Raw genomic sequence first — 14,045 nt, forward strand, 5'->3', positions numbered from 1 at the left:
CATCCGGGAGGGAACATGGATCTCGCTTTCCTGCATCCACTCTACGAACATCCGGGCCCCTGGGCCTCCGTGTACGTCGACACCCCCCGACATACGGAGGACACCCCGCACGAACAGCATCTCGCGGCGCTCGCGGTTTCCCGCGAGCTGTCCACCCAGGGCGCCGACGAGGCGACCTGCGTGGCCGTGCGAGAGGCGCTGGAGGAACTGCGGCACTCGTCCGAACCGCACGGCCGGGCCGTTTTCGCGCGGGCCGGCGAGGTCGTCCTGGACCCACCGCTGACCAGGTCCCCCGACGGCAGCCTGGTCCACTGGGCCCCGCTGCCGCACACCGCGCCCCTCCTGGAGCTGGCCGGCGAGGACCCGGTGTGCGTGGTGGCGTACGTCGACCGCAAGGGCGCCGACTTCGAGCTGCGCGGGGCGCTCGGCCGGCAGGTCGCCGGGTCGGTCAGCGGCAGGCAGTGGCCCGTCCACCGGACGAGCAGCGCCGACTGGTCGGAGCGGCACTTCCAGCTGCGGGTGGAGAACACCTGGGAGCACAACGCGGGCGAGATCGCCGACGCGCTCGCCGCCTGCCAGGAGGAGACCGGTGCCGACCTGCTGATCCTGGTCGGTGACGAGCGGGAGAAGCGGGCGGTGCACGAGCGGCTGCCCAAGCACCTGCACAGTCGGGTCGTGGAGGCCGAGCACGGCGCCGGGAGCCGGCTGCTCGACGAGGACGTGGAGCGGGCCCGTACCGAGCACGTACGGCAGCGCGCGGAGCGGGAGCTGGAACGGTTCCTCGCGGCCCGCGTGCCGGGTGACGACGGCCGTCCGGGTGCCGTGGAAGGCGTTCCCGCGCTGGTCGAGGCCGCGCGTGAGCACCGTATCGACGAACTCCTGATCCGCCCCGACGGGCCCGACGCACACCGCGAGGTGTGGGTCGGCGAGGATCCCGACCAGCTGGCGGTCCGCCGTACGGATCTGAAGATCCTCGGTGAGCAGAACTCCTGGTCGGCCCGCGCGGACGACGCACTGATCAGGTCGGCCGTGGCGACCGGCGCTCCGGCGCTGTCGGTGACACCGGTGGCCGAGGAGGCCCCGGTGGGCGGCCTGGGTGCCCTGCTGCGCTGGAGCTGAGACACCTCGAAAGGGCCCGGTGACCCGCGGTCACCGGGCCCTTTCCACGCGCCGCTCGTCCCACACCGGCTCCGCCGTCTCGCGCACCCGCCCGTCCGAGCCGAAGACCAGGAACCGGTCGAAGGACCGGGCGAACCAGCGGTCGTGGGTGACCGCGAGCACCGTGCCGTCGAAGGCCTCCAGGCCCTCCTGGAGGGCCTCCGCGGACTCCAGGTCGAGGTTGTCCGTGGGCTCGTCCAGAAGGAGCGCGGTGACGCCCTGGAGCTCCAGCAGGAGGATCTGGAAGCGGGCCTGCTGGCCGCCGGAGAGCCGGTCGAAGCTCTGCTCGGCCTGGCCGGTCAGTTCGTAGCGGCGCAGCCGGGACATCGCGGCGCCCCGGTCCTGGGCGTGCTCCTTCCAGAGGATGTCGAGAAGGGTGCGGCCGAAGAGCTCGGGGTGGGCGTGCGTCTGCGCGAAGTGGCCGGGCACGACCCGCGCCCCAAGCTTCCACTGCCCGGTGTGCGCCACGGTGGCGTCTCCGGCCAGCAGTCGCAGGAAGTGCGACTTGCCGGAGCCGTTGGAGCCGAGGACGGCGACGCGTTCGCCGTAGAAGATCTCCAGGTCGAAGGGCTTCATCAGACCGGTCAGTTCAAGCCCCTCGCAGGTGACGGCCCTGACGCCGGTGCGGCCGCCCTTGAGCCGCATGGTGATGTCCTGCTCGCGGGGCGGCTCGGGCGGCGGCCCGGCCTCCTCGAACTTGCGCAGCCGGGTCTGGGCCGCCTGGTATCGGGAGGCGAGTTCATGGCTGATGCTGGCCGCCTGGCGGAGACTCAGCACCAGCTTCTTGAGCTGCGCGTGCTTCTCGTCCCAGCGCCGGCGCAGTTCCTCGAAGCGTGCGAAGCGTTCGCGCCGCGCCTCGTGATACGTGGCGAAGCCGCCGCCGTGCACCCAGGCGTCCGCACCGGTGGGCGAGGGCTCCACGGAGACGATCTTCTCGGCGGCCCGGGAGAGCAGTTCCCGGTCGTGGGAGACGAAGAGAACCGTCTTGCGGGTCTCCTTGAGCCGCTCCTCCAGCCAGCGCTTGCCGGGCACGTCGAGGTAGTTGTCCGGCTCGTCGAGCAGGAGCACCTCGTCCGTGCCGCGCAGCAGCGCCTCCAGCACCAGCCGCTTCTGCTCACCGCCGGACAGGGTCCGCACCTGCCGGAACTGCGCCTTGTCGTAGGGCACCCCGAGCGCGGCCATGGTGCACATGTCCCAGAGCGTCTCGGACTCGTATCCGCGCACCTCGGCCCAGTCGGACAGCGCCTGCGCGTACGTCAGCTGGGCGGCCTCGTCGTCCACGGTCATGATCAGGTGCTCGGCCCTGTCCACGGCCTGCGCGACCTCCCGGATCCGGGGCGGCGCGACCGACACGAGCAGGTCCCGTACGGTCGTCTCGTCCCGTACGGACCCCACGAACTGGCGCATCACTCCCAGGCCGCCGCTGACCGTGACCGTCCCGCCGTGCGGTTTCAGCTCGCCGGAGATCAGCCGCAGCAGGGTCGTCTTGCCGGCGCCGTTCGGCCCGACGAGGGCCACCACGGCCCCCTCCCCCACCCGGAACGACACATCGCCGAGCAGCGCCCTCCCGTCGGGGAGGTAGTACTCGAGATGTGCGGCTTCCAGATGTCCCATGAGGCCGCATTGTGCGCGCGACGACTGGACCAGGGCAAACGCTTATGCCGGCGAACAAGCCGACGCACGGCGGGGCTCCCGCCTCTTCGTGCTCACGGCAGCCCGGAACCGACCCGGGGCGACGAGTCCACATAGTGATATTGGGGTCTCACCATGCGACATGCGCGCGTACGGTTCAACGTATCGACGGATCTGTCGCAAAGGGGAGCCCGGCCATGCCGACATCGCAGGAACTGCCGCAGGACAAGCCGCGGGAGACCGCTGTCTACACGCACGGTCACCACGAGTCCGTACTGCGTTCGCACACCTGGCGCACCGCCGCCAACTCGGCGGCCTACCTGCTCGGTTCGCTGAAGCCCCACATGAAGATCCTGGACATCGGCTGCGGGCCGGGCACGATCACCGCCGACCTCGCGGCCTTGGTCCCGGACGGACAGGTCACCGGCGTCGACCACGCGCCCGGCATCCTGGATCAGGCCCGCGCCACGGCCACCGCACGAGGTCTGACCAACATGGACTTCGCGGTCGCCGACGTGCACGCGCTGGACTTCCCGGACGACACGTTCTGCGTGGTCCACGCCCACCAGGTGCTCCAGCACGTCGGGGACCCGGTGCAAGCCCTGCGCGAGATGAGGCGGGTCACCAGGCCCGGCGGATACATCGCGGTCCGCGACTCGGACTACGCGGCCATGACCTGGTACCCGGCGTCAACGGGGCTGGACGACTGGCTGGACCTGTACCGCCGGGTGGCCCGGGCCAACGGCGGCGAGCCGGACGCCGGCCGGCGGCTGAAGTCCTGGGCGCTGCGGGCAGGCCTGACGGACATCACCGCGAGCTCCGGCACCTGGACCTACTCCACCGCCGAGGAGCGGGAGTGGTGGGGCGGGCTGTGGGCGGACCGCACACTGGCCTCGGCGTACGCGGAGCGGGCCACCGAGGGCGGTCACGCCACCGCGGAGCAGCTGCGGGCCGTCTCGGAGGCCTGGCGGGAATGGGGCGCCCAGGACGACGGCTGGTTCTGTGTGCTGCACGGAGAAATTCTGTGCCGAAAGCAAGCCTGAAACACAGATTCCGGGAAACCCGGAATGCAGGAGGTTCATCATGATTGCCATCCTGCTCGTGCTGCTTCTGGTGTTGATTCTTTTCGGCGCCGGTTTCGCAGTGAAGATTCTCTGGTGGATCGCACTGGCTGTGCTCGTGCTGTGGTTGCTGGGGTTCCTGATGCGTGGGACGACGTCTGGCGGAAGCAGGGGTCGCTGGTACAGGTGGTGACCTTCCCGGGATCTCATTCCCGGGGAAGCAGCGGTCCCAGCGGCCCGAGGTCCAGATTCAGGTCCTCGGGCCGCAGTCCGTACCGCTCGCGCAGCTCGGTCATGCGGTCGTCGAGCAGCATGAGGGTGAGCCCGATCCGCTCCTCCTGCTCCTCGCTCAGGTCGCCCTCGTCGAACCGGCGCACGGCCTGGCGCTCCATGAGCTGCCGCAGCAGCTCCACGACGGTCAGGACGAGCTTGACCAGGTCCCGCTCGACCGTGTCGGGCTCCAGGTCCAGCCGGTTGCGTCGGGTCGTCACAGCAACTCCTCCCACGGTGAGGGGACTTGAGCGTTGACCGAGCTGATCAGCGCGTTCAGGTCGATGCGCACGAGGTCGACGTCCGCGATGCGCAGGGTAATGTCCCCCGTGATGACGACCCCACCGGCCAGCAGCCGGTCGAGCAGGTCGACAAGGGCCACCTCGCGGCGTTCGATGACGGTCACGGTTGTTGTTCCTCCCCCGCGAAGGAATAGGCCGCCCACGGCCCGGTGAGTTCCACCCGCATTCCCGGGACCTCGCCCTTGGTACGGTCGACCATTTCCACGAATTCCTCGGAATCGCCGCGCGACACAAGATAGGCGGCATTCAGAATGTTCTGCCCCGAGGCCCCGGAAAGCGTGGGGTTCTGCGGGGCGTGCAGCCGCGCGTCCTCCGCGTACCGGGAAAGCGTTTCGTGCAGTCGGGTCGCGAAGGCCTCCGCCTGCTGCCACATCTCCTCGTGCGAACGCACCCGTTGGCGGCGCTGCCGCAGGTAGTCCCGGCCCGAGACCGGCTTCTCGGGTGTCATGGCGGGCTCCGCACGGTCCGCGGCCGCCGTCTCGGCGTACACCTTGACGCCCCACTCCACCCGGTCGTGAAGCCGGTCGAGGGTGCGCCGGAAGCTCTCCTCGCGTTCCTCGATCATCACCCGGACGCCGCTGTCGTCACGGAAGACGGTGCCGAGCCGGAGCGGCAGCGGGGTGGTGACGACCGTGAGCGCGTCGATCACGCTCTGGTGCGCGCGCACGGTCCCGGTCAGCCACTCCAGGTCCTCCAGATGCCTGCGGAGCGGCTCTTCGGCGAAGTCCCGCTCCGGCACATGGCTGACGACGGCCACCAGGCCGTGGTGGTGCAGCAGTCTGGGCGGATCGCCGGCCACCCCGGCAAGCTGGGCCTGCAACGGGGTGCCGAAGGGATGGCAGACGGCGTACACGTACCGCAGTCCGGTCATGAACTCTCCTCCTCGGCACGCCGGCTGGGCTCCAGCTCCTCCAGGCGCGCGAGCCGCTCGCGCAACTCGGCGTTCTCCCGGGTGAGTTCGTCACGGCGGGCGCGGGTGGACAGCGCCGGGTCATCCTCCCACCAGTCGATCCCCATCTCCTTGGCCTTGTCGACCGAGGCGACGATGAGCCGCAGTTTGATGGTGAGCAGCTCGATGTCGAGCAGGTTGATGCGGATGTCTCCCGCGATGACGATGCCTTTGTCCAGCACACGCTCCAGGATGTCGGCCAGGTTGGCTCCGCTCCCCTGACCGTAGGGATCCGGGAGCCGGCTGGGCATGCTCATCGTCGGCTCCCGCCCTCGGCGTACTCGTCTTCCTCTTCTTCCTCGGGTACCTCTTCCTCGGACATTTCTTCCTCGTCCTCGGAAGCCTCGTCCGCGGGAGCCTCGCCCGCGGGAGCCTCGTCCTCGGCCTCCTCCTCGTCGTACTCCTCGTACTCGTCCTCGGGCTCGCCCTCCTCCTCGGGCTCGTCCTCGGTCTCGTCCTCGGCGTACGGGCCCTCCTGCTCGTCCTCGTCCTCTTCCTCGGTGCCCTCGGCCTCGGCCTCTTCTTCCTCCGCCACCGCGTCCTCGTGGCTCTTGACGACCTCGCCGTCCTGGATCTCGCCGCGCCAGCCGTCCTCCGCCTCGCCCTTGAGGGTGATGAAGCGGGCGAAGTTCTTGAGGTCCAGCCGGGCCCGGCGGCCCTGGGCGCGCCAGATGTTGCCGGTCTTCTCGAACAGGCCCTGGGGGTAGTACTCGATCACCAGCAGGACGCGGGTGAGGTTGTCGGCGAGCCTGTGGAAGGAGACGACGCCCTTGGTCGTGCCCTTGGCTCCCTCCGACGTCCACTGGATCCGGTCGTCGGGGATCTGCTCGGTGGTGGTGGCCTTCCAGTTGCGGTTGGACCAGAAGATCTTCATCTGCCAGTCGCTGTGGGTGTCGTCGGCGCGGTTCGCGCTCTTGACGCCCTTCGCGAAGGTGGAGAAGTCCTGGTATTGCGTCCACTGGTTGTAGGCCGTGCGCAGATCGACGCCGACATCGATGAACTCGATGATCACCATGGGCTTCTGACCGGACCCGCGCTTGCGCTTGCCCTTGCCGCCGCCGCCGAGGTTCTTGAAGGCGCCGACCACCTTGTCCTTGGCATGCGAGAAGCCGAGCTCGACCGCGCTGCGCATGGGCCCCTTGCCCTCGGCGAGCTTGCGGCCGCCGTCGAGGGCGAGCTTGGCGAAGCCGGGACTGTTGCCCTCGGCGATGTCGTTCAGCTTGCCGGTGGTCTCGCCCAGCTTCTGACCGACGCCGACCAGCATGCGCTGGACCTGCGCGGAGAGGTATTCCTGCACCTCGGCCTTGAGCCGGTCCGCGGCCTCACTGTGGGCCAGGTCGGTGACCGGGTTGTTCTTCGCCTTGTCGGTGGCGTCGCGGGCGGATCCGAGTGTGTCGGTCATCACTCACCGCCTCCCTTCGGCTGTCGGGCCCGGGTACTCCGGTCGGCCCCCCTGGCCGAGGTCGCCTTCTTGGCGGCCGTCTTGTTGGCCGTGGACTTCTTGGCCGCGGTCTTCTTGCCGGGCGTGCGCCCCTGGCCCTGCGCCGCCTTCTTCGCGGGCGGCGTGCGGCCCGGCGCCTTCTTCGCGGCCGACTTCTTGGCCGGGGCCTTCTTGGCGGTCTTCTTCGCCGGGGCCGGAGCCTCTTCCTGCTCTTCGTCGGCCTCGTCCTCGTCGGCCTCGTCGTCCTCGTCCTCGTCCTCGTCCTCGTCCGAGGGTTCCTCGTCGGCCTCGTCCTCCGCGGTCCCAGTCTCCTCCTCCTCGGGCTCCTCGTCCTTTTCGGAGTCGTCGTCCTCGTCCTCGGAGAGGTCGGGCACCACGCCCGAGAGCTGGTCGCGGACCTGAGCGGTACGGCCGTGCAGCCGGTCGGCGATCGCGTCGATCTGCCGCTCCACCATGGCCCCGGAGGCCGCCTTGCCGACGCCTCGCAGGTCCTCGCGGAGCGTGTCCCCGATCTCCTTGAACTGCGGGTTCTTCAGCAGCTGCTGAGAGACCAGGTCGGCCACCGCCTTGGGGCTCAGATGCATCCGCTTGCCGGCCACGAGGGAACCGACGGCGAACGCCATCTTCAGCTTCTTGGTACGTCCGAGGAAGTATCCGGCCCCTACGGCGAGGCCCAGTCCTATTCGGTTCATCGCATCGTCCCGTCGCCAGTCCCCGCGCCACCGCGCAGGCCGATCTCCAGTCGTTCGAGGAGTTCGTCCTCCTGTCGGTCGAATTCGTCCTCGTCGAGCTCGCCCGCCTCGAGTCGCTCCTCGAGCCGGGCGAGCTCGGCCCGGACCGTGGCCGGGTCGTAGTAGAGGCGCTCCGCTTCGTTCAGCACCTGCCTGATCACCCAGCCGCTGCCGCGTACCGGGGCGAACGGCAGCAGCAGCACCTCTCCTATGAGACCCATGGCCGCCTCACTCCTCCGCGTGATCGATGCCGACCGTGGTGCCCGCGGGCTCGCCCGGGCCCGGTTCGACGAAGCTGTACGGCGGCAGCGGGCCGTTGACCCGCAGGTCCAGGTGCGGATGGGCCTTGCGGAGCTCGTCCACCGCCTCCAGGAAGGACGCGGCAGAGTCGCGCTCCACGAGGAAGGACACGTTGGCGAGCCAGCCCGAGGACTCGGGGCCCACGCTGATCGCGTCGGCGACCGGTTCCAGGGCGCGCTGCACCTCGCCGGCGTCCTCGGCCTCGCGGGCCTTGACCGCGGCCACGACCATCTCGCCGAGCCGGAGACGGTCGTCGTAACTCCCGCCGCCCGCCTTCCGGTTGGCCTCGGCCACGGCGCGGACGTCCGGGTTGTCGGACATCACGCGGTGCAGTACGGCCTCTTCGTCGTGCGTGGCCTTGACGTTGTACTCGACCTTGCCGTCGAGGGTCCGCAGGCGCTCCTGGTAGTGCTCCTGGCGTTCCGCGAGCACCCCGGTGACGGTGCCGTCGTCGGGGGCCACGCTGCCGAACCGCATGGGCAGGATGCAGCCCTCCGCGCCCGCCTCGCTCAGCACGTTCTGGTGGGCGAGCAGGTCACGGCGCTTGGGCCGCAGCCCTTCGGGGGAGTCACTGACGATGGCCGCCAGCTCGCCCTCCGTCAGCACCCGTACCGGCAGCGGGGGGTCACCTACGCCCACCAGGTTCTCCGGCAGCGTGGGGTGGGAAGCGGCAGTGATGCCGTACACGTACGTGCTCACTCCTCTTCCTCCTTCCGGCGCGAGGACGTCGTCTTGCGGGCGCGCGGCCTGGACTCCGTCTGACCTTCCTCACGGGCCTGCTTGAAGGCACCGGATATGGTCTCGGCGGCACCGGACAGCGCTCCCTTGGACTTGCCGCGGGCGCCGGACTCGGTCATCTCGCCGACCAGGTCGGGCAGGCCGGGGTCCTTGCGCGGCCCGGCCTCCAGGTCGAGCCGGTTGCACGCCTCGGCGAACCGCAGATACGTGTCGACGCTGGCCACCACGACCCGGACGTCGATCTTGAGGATTTCGATGCCGACCAGGGAGACCCGTACGAACGCGTCGATGACGAGACCCCTGTCGAGGACCAGTTCCAGAACGTCGTAGAGGCCGCTGGAGCCGCCTCCGCCACCGCCCTGTTGTGCCGGGACAACGGTCATGTCGACCGCGCCTCCTTTTCTGTGTGTGCTGGTGGACAGATGTCTGCGTGACGGAGCCGTCTAGCGGCCGCCCTGCCTCTGTGCGTCCGAGCGCCCGCGTTCGTAACGGCGAACGCGCCGATAGCCGGTGAGCTGGCCTTCCGGGTCGAGTTCGACCTGGTAGCTCGCCATCAGGCTCATCGTGTCGGGCACGCGGGACAGCTCGAGGACCTCGATCTCGAGCGACCAGCCGTCCTCGGTCTGTGCGAAGGACGACACGTTCTCGGCGTCCATGCCGGTCAGCTCGGCCAGCTGGGTGCGCGCGTTGCGCAGCACCTCCATGGGCTTGGGCCGCCTGTTCTCCGCCACGTTCTCTTCCGCGTCCTCTTCTGTCCCTTTGCGGGAGTTCCGTGAATCCTGTGTTTCCGATGAGTTGTTTGTGTTCGACATGGCACCTCTCACCTCGGGTGGCCGCTCGTTCCTTCGCCAAACCTTCAAGAGGACATCAACGCGTTCAACCTGCGCCGGGCGGGACCGAGGGCGCGCCCCTTGGCCATGACCCCGGCCCACGGATTGGTGCGGGCCTGTTCGACGGCGTCGGCGATGGTCCAGCGGCGGGCGTCCAGGCCGGGATCGTCCAGCTGGGCCCAGGCCATCGGGGTCGCCACCGGTGCCCCGGGTTTCGCACGCACGGTGAAGGGTGCGACGGCGGTCTGCGCGTAGCCGTTGCGCTGTATGTCGAGGTAGAGACGGTCGCCGCGGTCCTTCTTGCGGGCGGCGGTGGTGAGCCGGTCGGGGTGCCCCACGACCAGGGTGTCGGCGACGTCCCTGGCGAACTCCCGGACCTCGTCGAAGCCGTGCCGGCCGTTGAGAGGCACGATCACATGCAGCCCGCGCGAGCCGGTGGTCATCAGCGCCGAGGGCAGTTTCAGCTCGTCGAGCAGTTCCCCCAGCAGCTGGGCCGCCTCGCGCACCGCGGCGAAGTCGTCGTCCCCGGCCGGGTCGAGGTCGAAGACCATCCGGTCGGGCCGCTCGACGCTCCCGACCCGGGACAGCCAGCGGTGCAGGGTGAGGGAGGCCTGGTCGGCGAGGTACAGGAGGGTGGCGGTGTCGTCACAGACGGTGTGACAGACGGTGCCGCCCTCCTTCGGCACCTCGACGCGGCCGATCCACTCCGGGTAGGAGTCCGGGGTGTTCTTCTGCATGAACCGGGGACCTGTGACACCGTCCGGATGCCGTTCCAGCATCAGCGGACGACCCCGCAGATGCGGCAGCATGAAGGGCGCGACGGACCGGTAGTAGTCGACGAGATCGCCCTTGGTGTACTCCTTGGCGCCGTCGCCGCCGGGGAAGAACACCTTGTCCGGCCGGTGCACCTCGACGGTGTGTTTCCCCGCGCGTACGGTCCGTACGTCGTCCCCGCTCACGGCACGATCGCCTGCTCCACCAGCAGCCGTGCGGCGGCCGCGATCGACTCGGCGTCGATGCCGGCGGCGTGCAGCTGCTCGTCCGGCGAGGCCGAGCCGGGCATCGTACGGACGGCGAGGCGTACCAGGCGCGGTACGGGCCGGCCGTCGGTGAAGGCGTCGAGGACGGCGTCGCCGAGGCCGCCCTCCTCGCGGTGGTCCTCCACCGTCAGCAGGCAACCGGTGTCCTCGGCGGCCTGCCGCAGGGTCTCCCGGTCGACGGGCTTGACCGAGTACAGGTCGACGACCCTGACGCGGATGCCCTCCCGGTCCAGCGCCTCGGCGGCCTCGAGGGCCTCGTGCACGGTGACGCCCGCGGCGACGATCGTCAGCCGGTCGCTCTGGGAGAAGCGCAGCACCTTGCTGCCGCCGATCGGGAACTCCTCGTCGGCGCCGTAGATCACCGGGCTCTCGCCGCGGCCCGTGCGCAGATAGCGGATGCCGTCCAGGTCGGCCATCTCGGCGATCAGGCGGGCCGTCTGGTTGGCGTCGCACGGGTACAGCACGGTCGAACCGTGGATCGCCCGCATCATCGCCAGGTCCTCCAGGCCCATCTGGCTGGGTCCGTCCTGCCCGATGGCGACACCCGCGTGCGAGCCGACGAGGTTGAGACCGGCCCCGCTGATCGAGGCCATGCGCACGAAATCGTAGGCACGGGTGAGGAAGGCCGCGAAGGTTCCGGCGTACGGCACCCAGCCACGCGCGGCGAGTCCCACGGCGGCCGCGACCATCTGCTGCTCGGCGATGTAGCACTCGAAGTAGCGGTCGGCGTGTTCCTTGGCGAAGAGCTCGGTACGGGTGGAGTCACCGACCTCGCCGTCCAGGGCGACGACGTCGCCGCGTCCGGTGCCGAGGGCGGCGAGGGCCTGCCCGTAGGCGTCCCGGGTCGCCACTTCCTCGCCGGTGTCCCAGCGGGGCAGTTCGAGGTCCCCGCCGTGGACGGCGTGCAGGATGCGGGCGGCCGGCGGCTCCTGCACCTGGACACGGAGGTCGCGTACGCCGCCGAGCTCCTCGATGGCGTCGTCGGCGTTCTTCAGCGGCTTTCCGTGCAGTCCCTCGCGGTCCTCGATGTCGGCGACGCCCTTGCCCTTGAGGGTGCGGGCGAGGATCGCGGTGGGCTGGCCCTTGGTGGACGCGGCCTCGCCGTACGCGCGGTCGATGGCGTCCACGTCGTGGCCGTCGATCTCGACGGTGTGCCAGCCGAAGGCCTGGAAGCGGCGGGCGTAGGCGTCGAGGTCGTGGCCGTGCCGGGTGGCGCCGCGCTGGCCGAGCCGGTTGACGTCCACGATCGCGGTGAGGTTGTCGAGGTGTTCGTGGCCCGCGTGCTCGGCGGCCTCCCAGATCGAGCCCTCGGCGAGCTCGCTGTCGCCGCACAGCACCCACACGCGGTAGTCGGTGCGGTCCAGCCGCTTCCCGGACAGCGCGATGCCGACGCCCACGGGGAGCCCCTGGCCGAGCGAACCGGTGGCCGTCTCGACCCAGGGCAGCTTGCGCGGGGTCGGGTGTCCTTCGAGGCGGCTGTCGAGCTTGCGGAAGGTCAGCAGCTCCTCGTCGTCGACGGCGCCGGCCGCCTTGTACGCGGAGTACAGCAGCGGCGAGGCGTGCCCCTTGGACAGTACGAAGCGGTCGTTGCCGGGGTGCTCGGGGCGGTCGAAGTCGTAGCGGAAGTGGTTCGCGAGGAGTACGGCCATCAGGTCGGCGGCGGACATCGAGGAGGTCGGGTGCCCGGAGCCCGCGGCGGCCGATGAGCGGACACTGTCCACGCGCAACTGCTGGGCGAGTTCGACGAGTTCACCGGTGTTCATGAGTCTCCTTCTGCGGGGTCCGTGTCAGCGCGCTCGACGGGGCCGGGGGCTTGACCCGGCTCACCGCCGGGCTGGTTCTTGGCGGGTTCGGGAGCCGGCTGGTTCTTCGCCGGTTCGCCGCCCGGCCGGCTCTTCGCGGGCTCCGGAGCCTGCTGCTCGGGTGCCCGCCCCTCTGAGAGCTCCTGCCCCGATGGCTGCCGCTCAGGCGGGTCCTGATCGGCCGCCTCCCGGGCCTTCGCCTCCGAGATCACCGCCTCGCCCGCGCTCGCCACGAACGTCGGCTCTTCCGCATCGCTCTGTACGTCCACGGGTTCCTCCGGATCGGCGTGTACGGTCGCGGCCTCCTCGGGCGCGGGCCTGTCCGGCCTCGTGTCCTCCTCCGTCGCCGCCCCTGGCCCCGAGCGCGCCTCGGCCTCCTGGCGTGCCGTCGGCCGTGCGGGCATCCGTGCCAGCTCCGGGGAGGCGGTGTCCAGCGGTACCGACCAGGACCGCACGAGTCCCAACTGAACGGCCTGGCGCGGGAGTACGGCGTCCAGCAACCAGTCGGCGGCGACCCGGACACGGTTGCCCGGCATCGCGGCGAGGTGATACCCGCGGGTGACGGCACCGGCCGCGAGGCCGGACAGCGGGACGCCCAGCGGGTTGGCCGCGGCCTTCACTCCGCCGAGGTCCACGACGAAGCCGAGGTCCCGGTGCTCGTAGGGGCGGCGCACACCGGCGCCCAGCGAGGCGGCGACGTTGAGGGCCGCCGTACGGCCCTGCCGCCAGGCGTGCTGCGCCGTCATCGGCGTGTACTGGCCCGGGTTGTCCAGATCGGGCACCGCGGCCGCGTCACCGCACGCGAACACCTCGGGCCGCCCCGGCACCTGCAGGTTCGGGTCGACGAGCAGCCGGCCGCGCTCCAGCGGCAGTCCGAGCGACTCGGCGAGCGGATCGGGCCGTACGCCCACGCACCACACCAGCGACCGCGTCGGGACGAACTCGCCGTCCGTCAGCAGCACTCCGTCCGGCGTGGCCTCCTTCACGGAGGTGCCCATCCGCACCTCCACGCCCCGTTCCCGGAGCGTGCGGTCGGCGGTGCGGGACAGATGCTCGTCGAGCTCGGGCAGGACCCGCTCCGCGACGTCGAGCAGGATCCAGCGCGGCCGCATGCCCTCCCGCAGCGGGTGCTTACGCACCTGCGCCTCGGTGAACAGCTGACCGTGCGCGGCGACCTCGGTGCCCGTGTAGCCCGCGCCGACCACGACGAAGGTGCACCGGGCGGCGCAGGTCGCGGGATCGTCGGCGGTCGCGGCGAGTTCTATCTGCCGGGTCACGTGGTCGCGCAGGTACAGCGCCTCGGGCAGGCCCCGGAAGCCGTGCGCGTGCTCGGCGACCCCGGGGACGGGCAGCAGTTTGTTGACGCTTCCGGCGGCCAGGACCAGCCGGTCGTAGGCGAGCGTGCCGCCGGTGCCCTCGGGGTCGGTGTAGTGGACGGTGCGGGCGTCCAGGTCGATGCCGTCGGCCTCGCCGAGCACCAGCCGCACGCGCGGCAGGGTGTCGGAGAGGGAGACGGTCACCCGCCGGGGTTCCAGGATCCCGGCGGCGACCTGGGGCAGCAGGGGCAGATACAGGAAGTAGTCGGTCGGGTTGAGCAGGGTGATGTCGGCCTTGCCGCGGGCTTTTCGGGACAGTTCCTTGGCCGTCCGGTACCCGGCGAAGCCGGCACCGACGATCACGATGCGGGGTCGACTCACGGTTCGCCTCCGGGGCTGTTGCGTACCTCGGGAGCCTTCCGCGTCCCCCCGGCCGGAGCACCCAAACGCCGGTTTCCGTACGGGCCGCCGGGTA

General features: G+C 70.5%; 17 protein-coding genes. 3 read left to right on the plus strand and 14 right to left on the minus strand.

What is annotated here, in order from left to right:
- Window positions 1-15 precede the first annotated feature (15 nt).
- Complete coding sequence (locus ACZ39I_RS37735) at window positions 16-1,119, plus strand: baeRF2 domain-containing protein (RefSeq protein WP_467249695.1); 1,104 nt, start codon at window positions 16-18, stop codon at window positions 1,117-1,119.
- A gap of 30 nt (window positions 1,120-1,149) precedes the next feature.
- On the opposite strand, the gene ACZ39I_RS37740 is transcribed toward ACZ39I_RS37735, so the two are convergent.
- Window positions 1,150-2,772, minus strand: coding sequence for an ABC-F family ATP-binding cassette domain-containing protein (locus tag ACZ39I_RS37740; RefSeq protein ID WP_467249696.1), 1,623 nt, complete (start codon window positions 2,770-2,772; stop codon window positions 1,150-1,152).
- A gap of 215 nt (window positions 2,773-2,987) precedes the next feature.
- On the opposite strand from ACZ39I_RS37740, the gene ACZ39I_RS37745 reads away from it, so the two are divergent.
- Both ACZ39I_RS37745 and ACZ39I_RS37750 read left to right on the plus strand, forming a co-directional pair.
- The gene (locus tag ACZ39I_RS37745; protein WP_467249697.1) at window positions 2,988-3,833 is read left to right on the plus strand and encodes a class I SAM-dependent methyltransferase; all 846 of its coding nucleotides are present in this window, start codon (window positions 2,988-2,990) and stop codon (window positions 3,831-3,833) included.
- A 40-nt stretch (window positions 3,834-3,873) separates the two neighbouring features.
- A complete protein-coding gene (locus ACZ39I_RS37750; protein WP_069760366.1) occupies window positions 3,874-4,044 on the plus strand; it encodes a hydrophobic protein in 171 nt (56 codons plus the stop codon).
- A 13-nt stretch (window positions 4,045-4,057) separates the two neighbouring features.
- Here ACZ39I_RS37750 and ACZ39I_RS37755 read toward each other — a convergent pair whose 3' ends face one another.
- The 13 genes from ACZ39I_RS37755 to ACZ39I_RS37815 are packed head-to-tail and all read right to left on the minus strand — an operon-like array spanning window position 4,058 to window position 13,951.
- A complete protein-coding gene (locus tag ACZ39I_RS37755) occupies window positions 4,058-4,342 on the minus strand; it encodes a gas vesicle protein K (RefSeq protein ID WP_467249698.1) in 285 nt (94 codons plus the stop codon).
- Entirely contained in the window at window positions 4,339-4,527 is a 189-nt protein-coding gene (locus tag ACZ39I_RS37760) for a gas vesicle protein (RefSeq protein WP_007385868.1), read from the minus strand. Before ACZ39I_RS37760 ends, ACZ39I_RS37755 begins: the two co-directional genes overlap by 4 nt.
- On the minus strand, window positions 4,524-5,294 hold the full coding sequence (locus tag ACZ39I_RS37765) for a GvpL/GvpF family gas vesicle protein (protein ID WP_467249700.1): 771 nt from the start codon (window positions 5,292-5,294) through the stop codon (window positions 4,524-4,526). Before ACZ39I_RS37765 ends, ACZ39I_RS37760 begins: the two co-directional genes overlap by 4 nt.
- A complete protein-coding gene (locus ACZ39I_RS37770; RefSeq protein ID WP_057608233.1) occupies window positions 5,291-5,629 on the minus strand; it encodes a gas vesicle protein in 339 nt (112 codons plus the stop codon). Before ACZ39I_RS37770 ends, ACZ39I_RS37765 begins: the two co-directional genes overlap by 4 nt.
- Window positions 5,626-6,774, minus strand: a complete 1,149-nt coding sequence (locus tag ACZ39I_RS37775; RefSeq protein ID WP_467249701.1) for an SRPBCC family protein — start codon at window positions 6,772-6,774, stop codon at window positions 5,626-5,628. The genes ACZ39I_RS37770 and ACZ39I_RS37775 overlap by 4 nt, the downstream gene beginning before the upstream one ends.
- A complete protein-coding gene (locus tag ACZ39I_RS37780) occupies window positions 6,774-7,505 on the minus strand; it encodes a DNA primase (protein WP_467249703.1) in 732 nt (243 codons plus the stop codon). The genes ACZ39I_RS37775 and ACZ39I_RS37780 overlap by 1 nt, the downstream gene beginning before the upstream one ends.
- Entirely contained in the window at window positions 7,502-7,765 is a 264-nt protein-coding gene (locus tag ACZ39I_RS37785; RefSeq protein ID WP_467249705.1) for a gas vesicle protein GvpG, read from the minus strand. The genes ACZ39I_RS37780 and ACZ39I_RS37785 overlap by 4 nt, the downstream gene beginning before the upstream one ends.
- A gap of 7 nt (window positions 7,766-7,772) precedes the next feature.
- A complete protein-coding gene (locus ACZ39I_RS37790; protein WP_467249707.1) occupies window positions 7,773-8,543 on the minus strand; it encodes a GvpL/GvpF family gas vesicle protein in 771 nt (256 codons plus the stop codon).
- Complete coding sequence (locus tag ACZ39I_RS37795; RefSeq protein ID WP_403672064.1) at window positions 8,540-8,965, minus strand: gas vesicle structural protein GvpA; 426 nt, start codon at window positions 8,963-8,965, stop codon at window positions 8,540-8,542. Before ACZ39I_RS37795 ends, ACZ39I_RS37790 begins: the two co-directional genes overlap by 4 nt.
- 60 nt (window positions 8,966-9,025) lie before the next feature.
- Window positions 9,026-9,394 (minus strand): gas vesicle protein GvpO, encoded by a 369-nt coding sequence (locus tag ACZ39I_RS37800; RefSeq protein ID WP_467249709.1) that lies wholly within the window; start codon window positions 9,392-9,394, stop codon window positions 9,026-9,028.
- A 44-nt stretch (window positions 9,395-9,438) separates the two neighbouring features.
- Window positions 9,439-10,371 carry a non-homologous end-joining DNA ligase gene (ligD, locus tag ACZ39I_RS37805; RefSeq protein ID WP_467249711.1) on the minus strand — a complete coding sequence of 311 codons (933 nt, stop codon included), beginning with the start codon at window positions 10,369-10,371 and terminating at the stop codon, window positions 9,439-9,441.
- Window positions 10,368-12,215, minus strand: a complete 1,848-nt coding sequence (locus ACZ39I_RS37810; RefSeq protein WP_467249713.1) for a transketolase — start codon at window positions 12,213-12,215, stop codon at window positions 10,368-10,370. The genes ligD and ACZ39I_RS37810 overlap by 4 nt, the downstream gene beginning before the upstream one ends.
- Window positions 12,212-13,951, minus strand: a complete 1,740-nt coding sequence (locus ACZ39I_RS37815; RefSeq protein ID WP_467249715.1) for an NAD(P)/FAD-dependent oxidoreductase — start codon at window positions 13,949-13,951, stop codon at window positions 12,212-12,214. The genes ACZ39I_RS37810 and ACZ39I_RS37815 overlap by 4 nt, the downstream gene beginning before the upstream one ends.
- Between the last annotated feature and the right edge of the window lie 94 nt (window positions 13,952-14,045).

It is taken from the genome of Streptomyces sp. NPDC024687 (assembly GCF_055559055.1).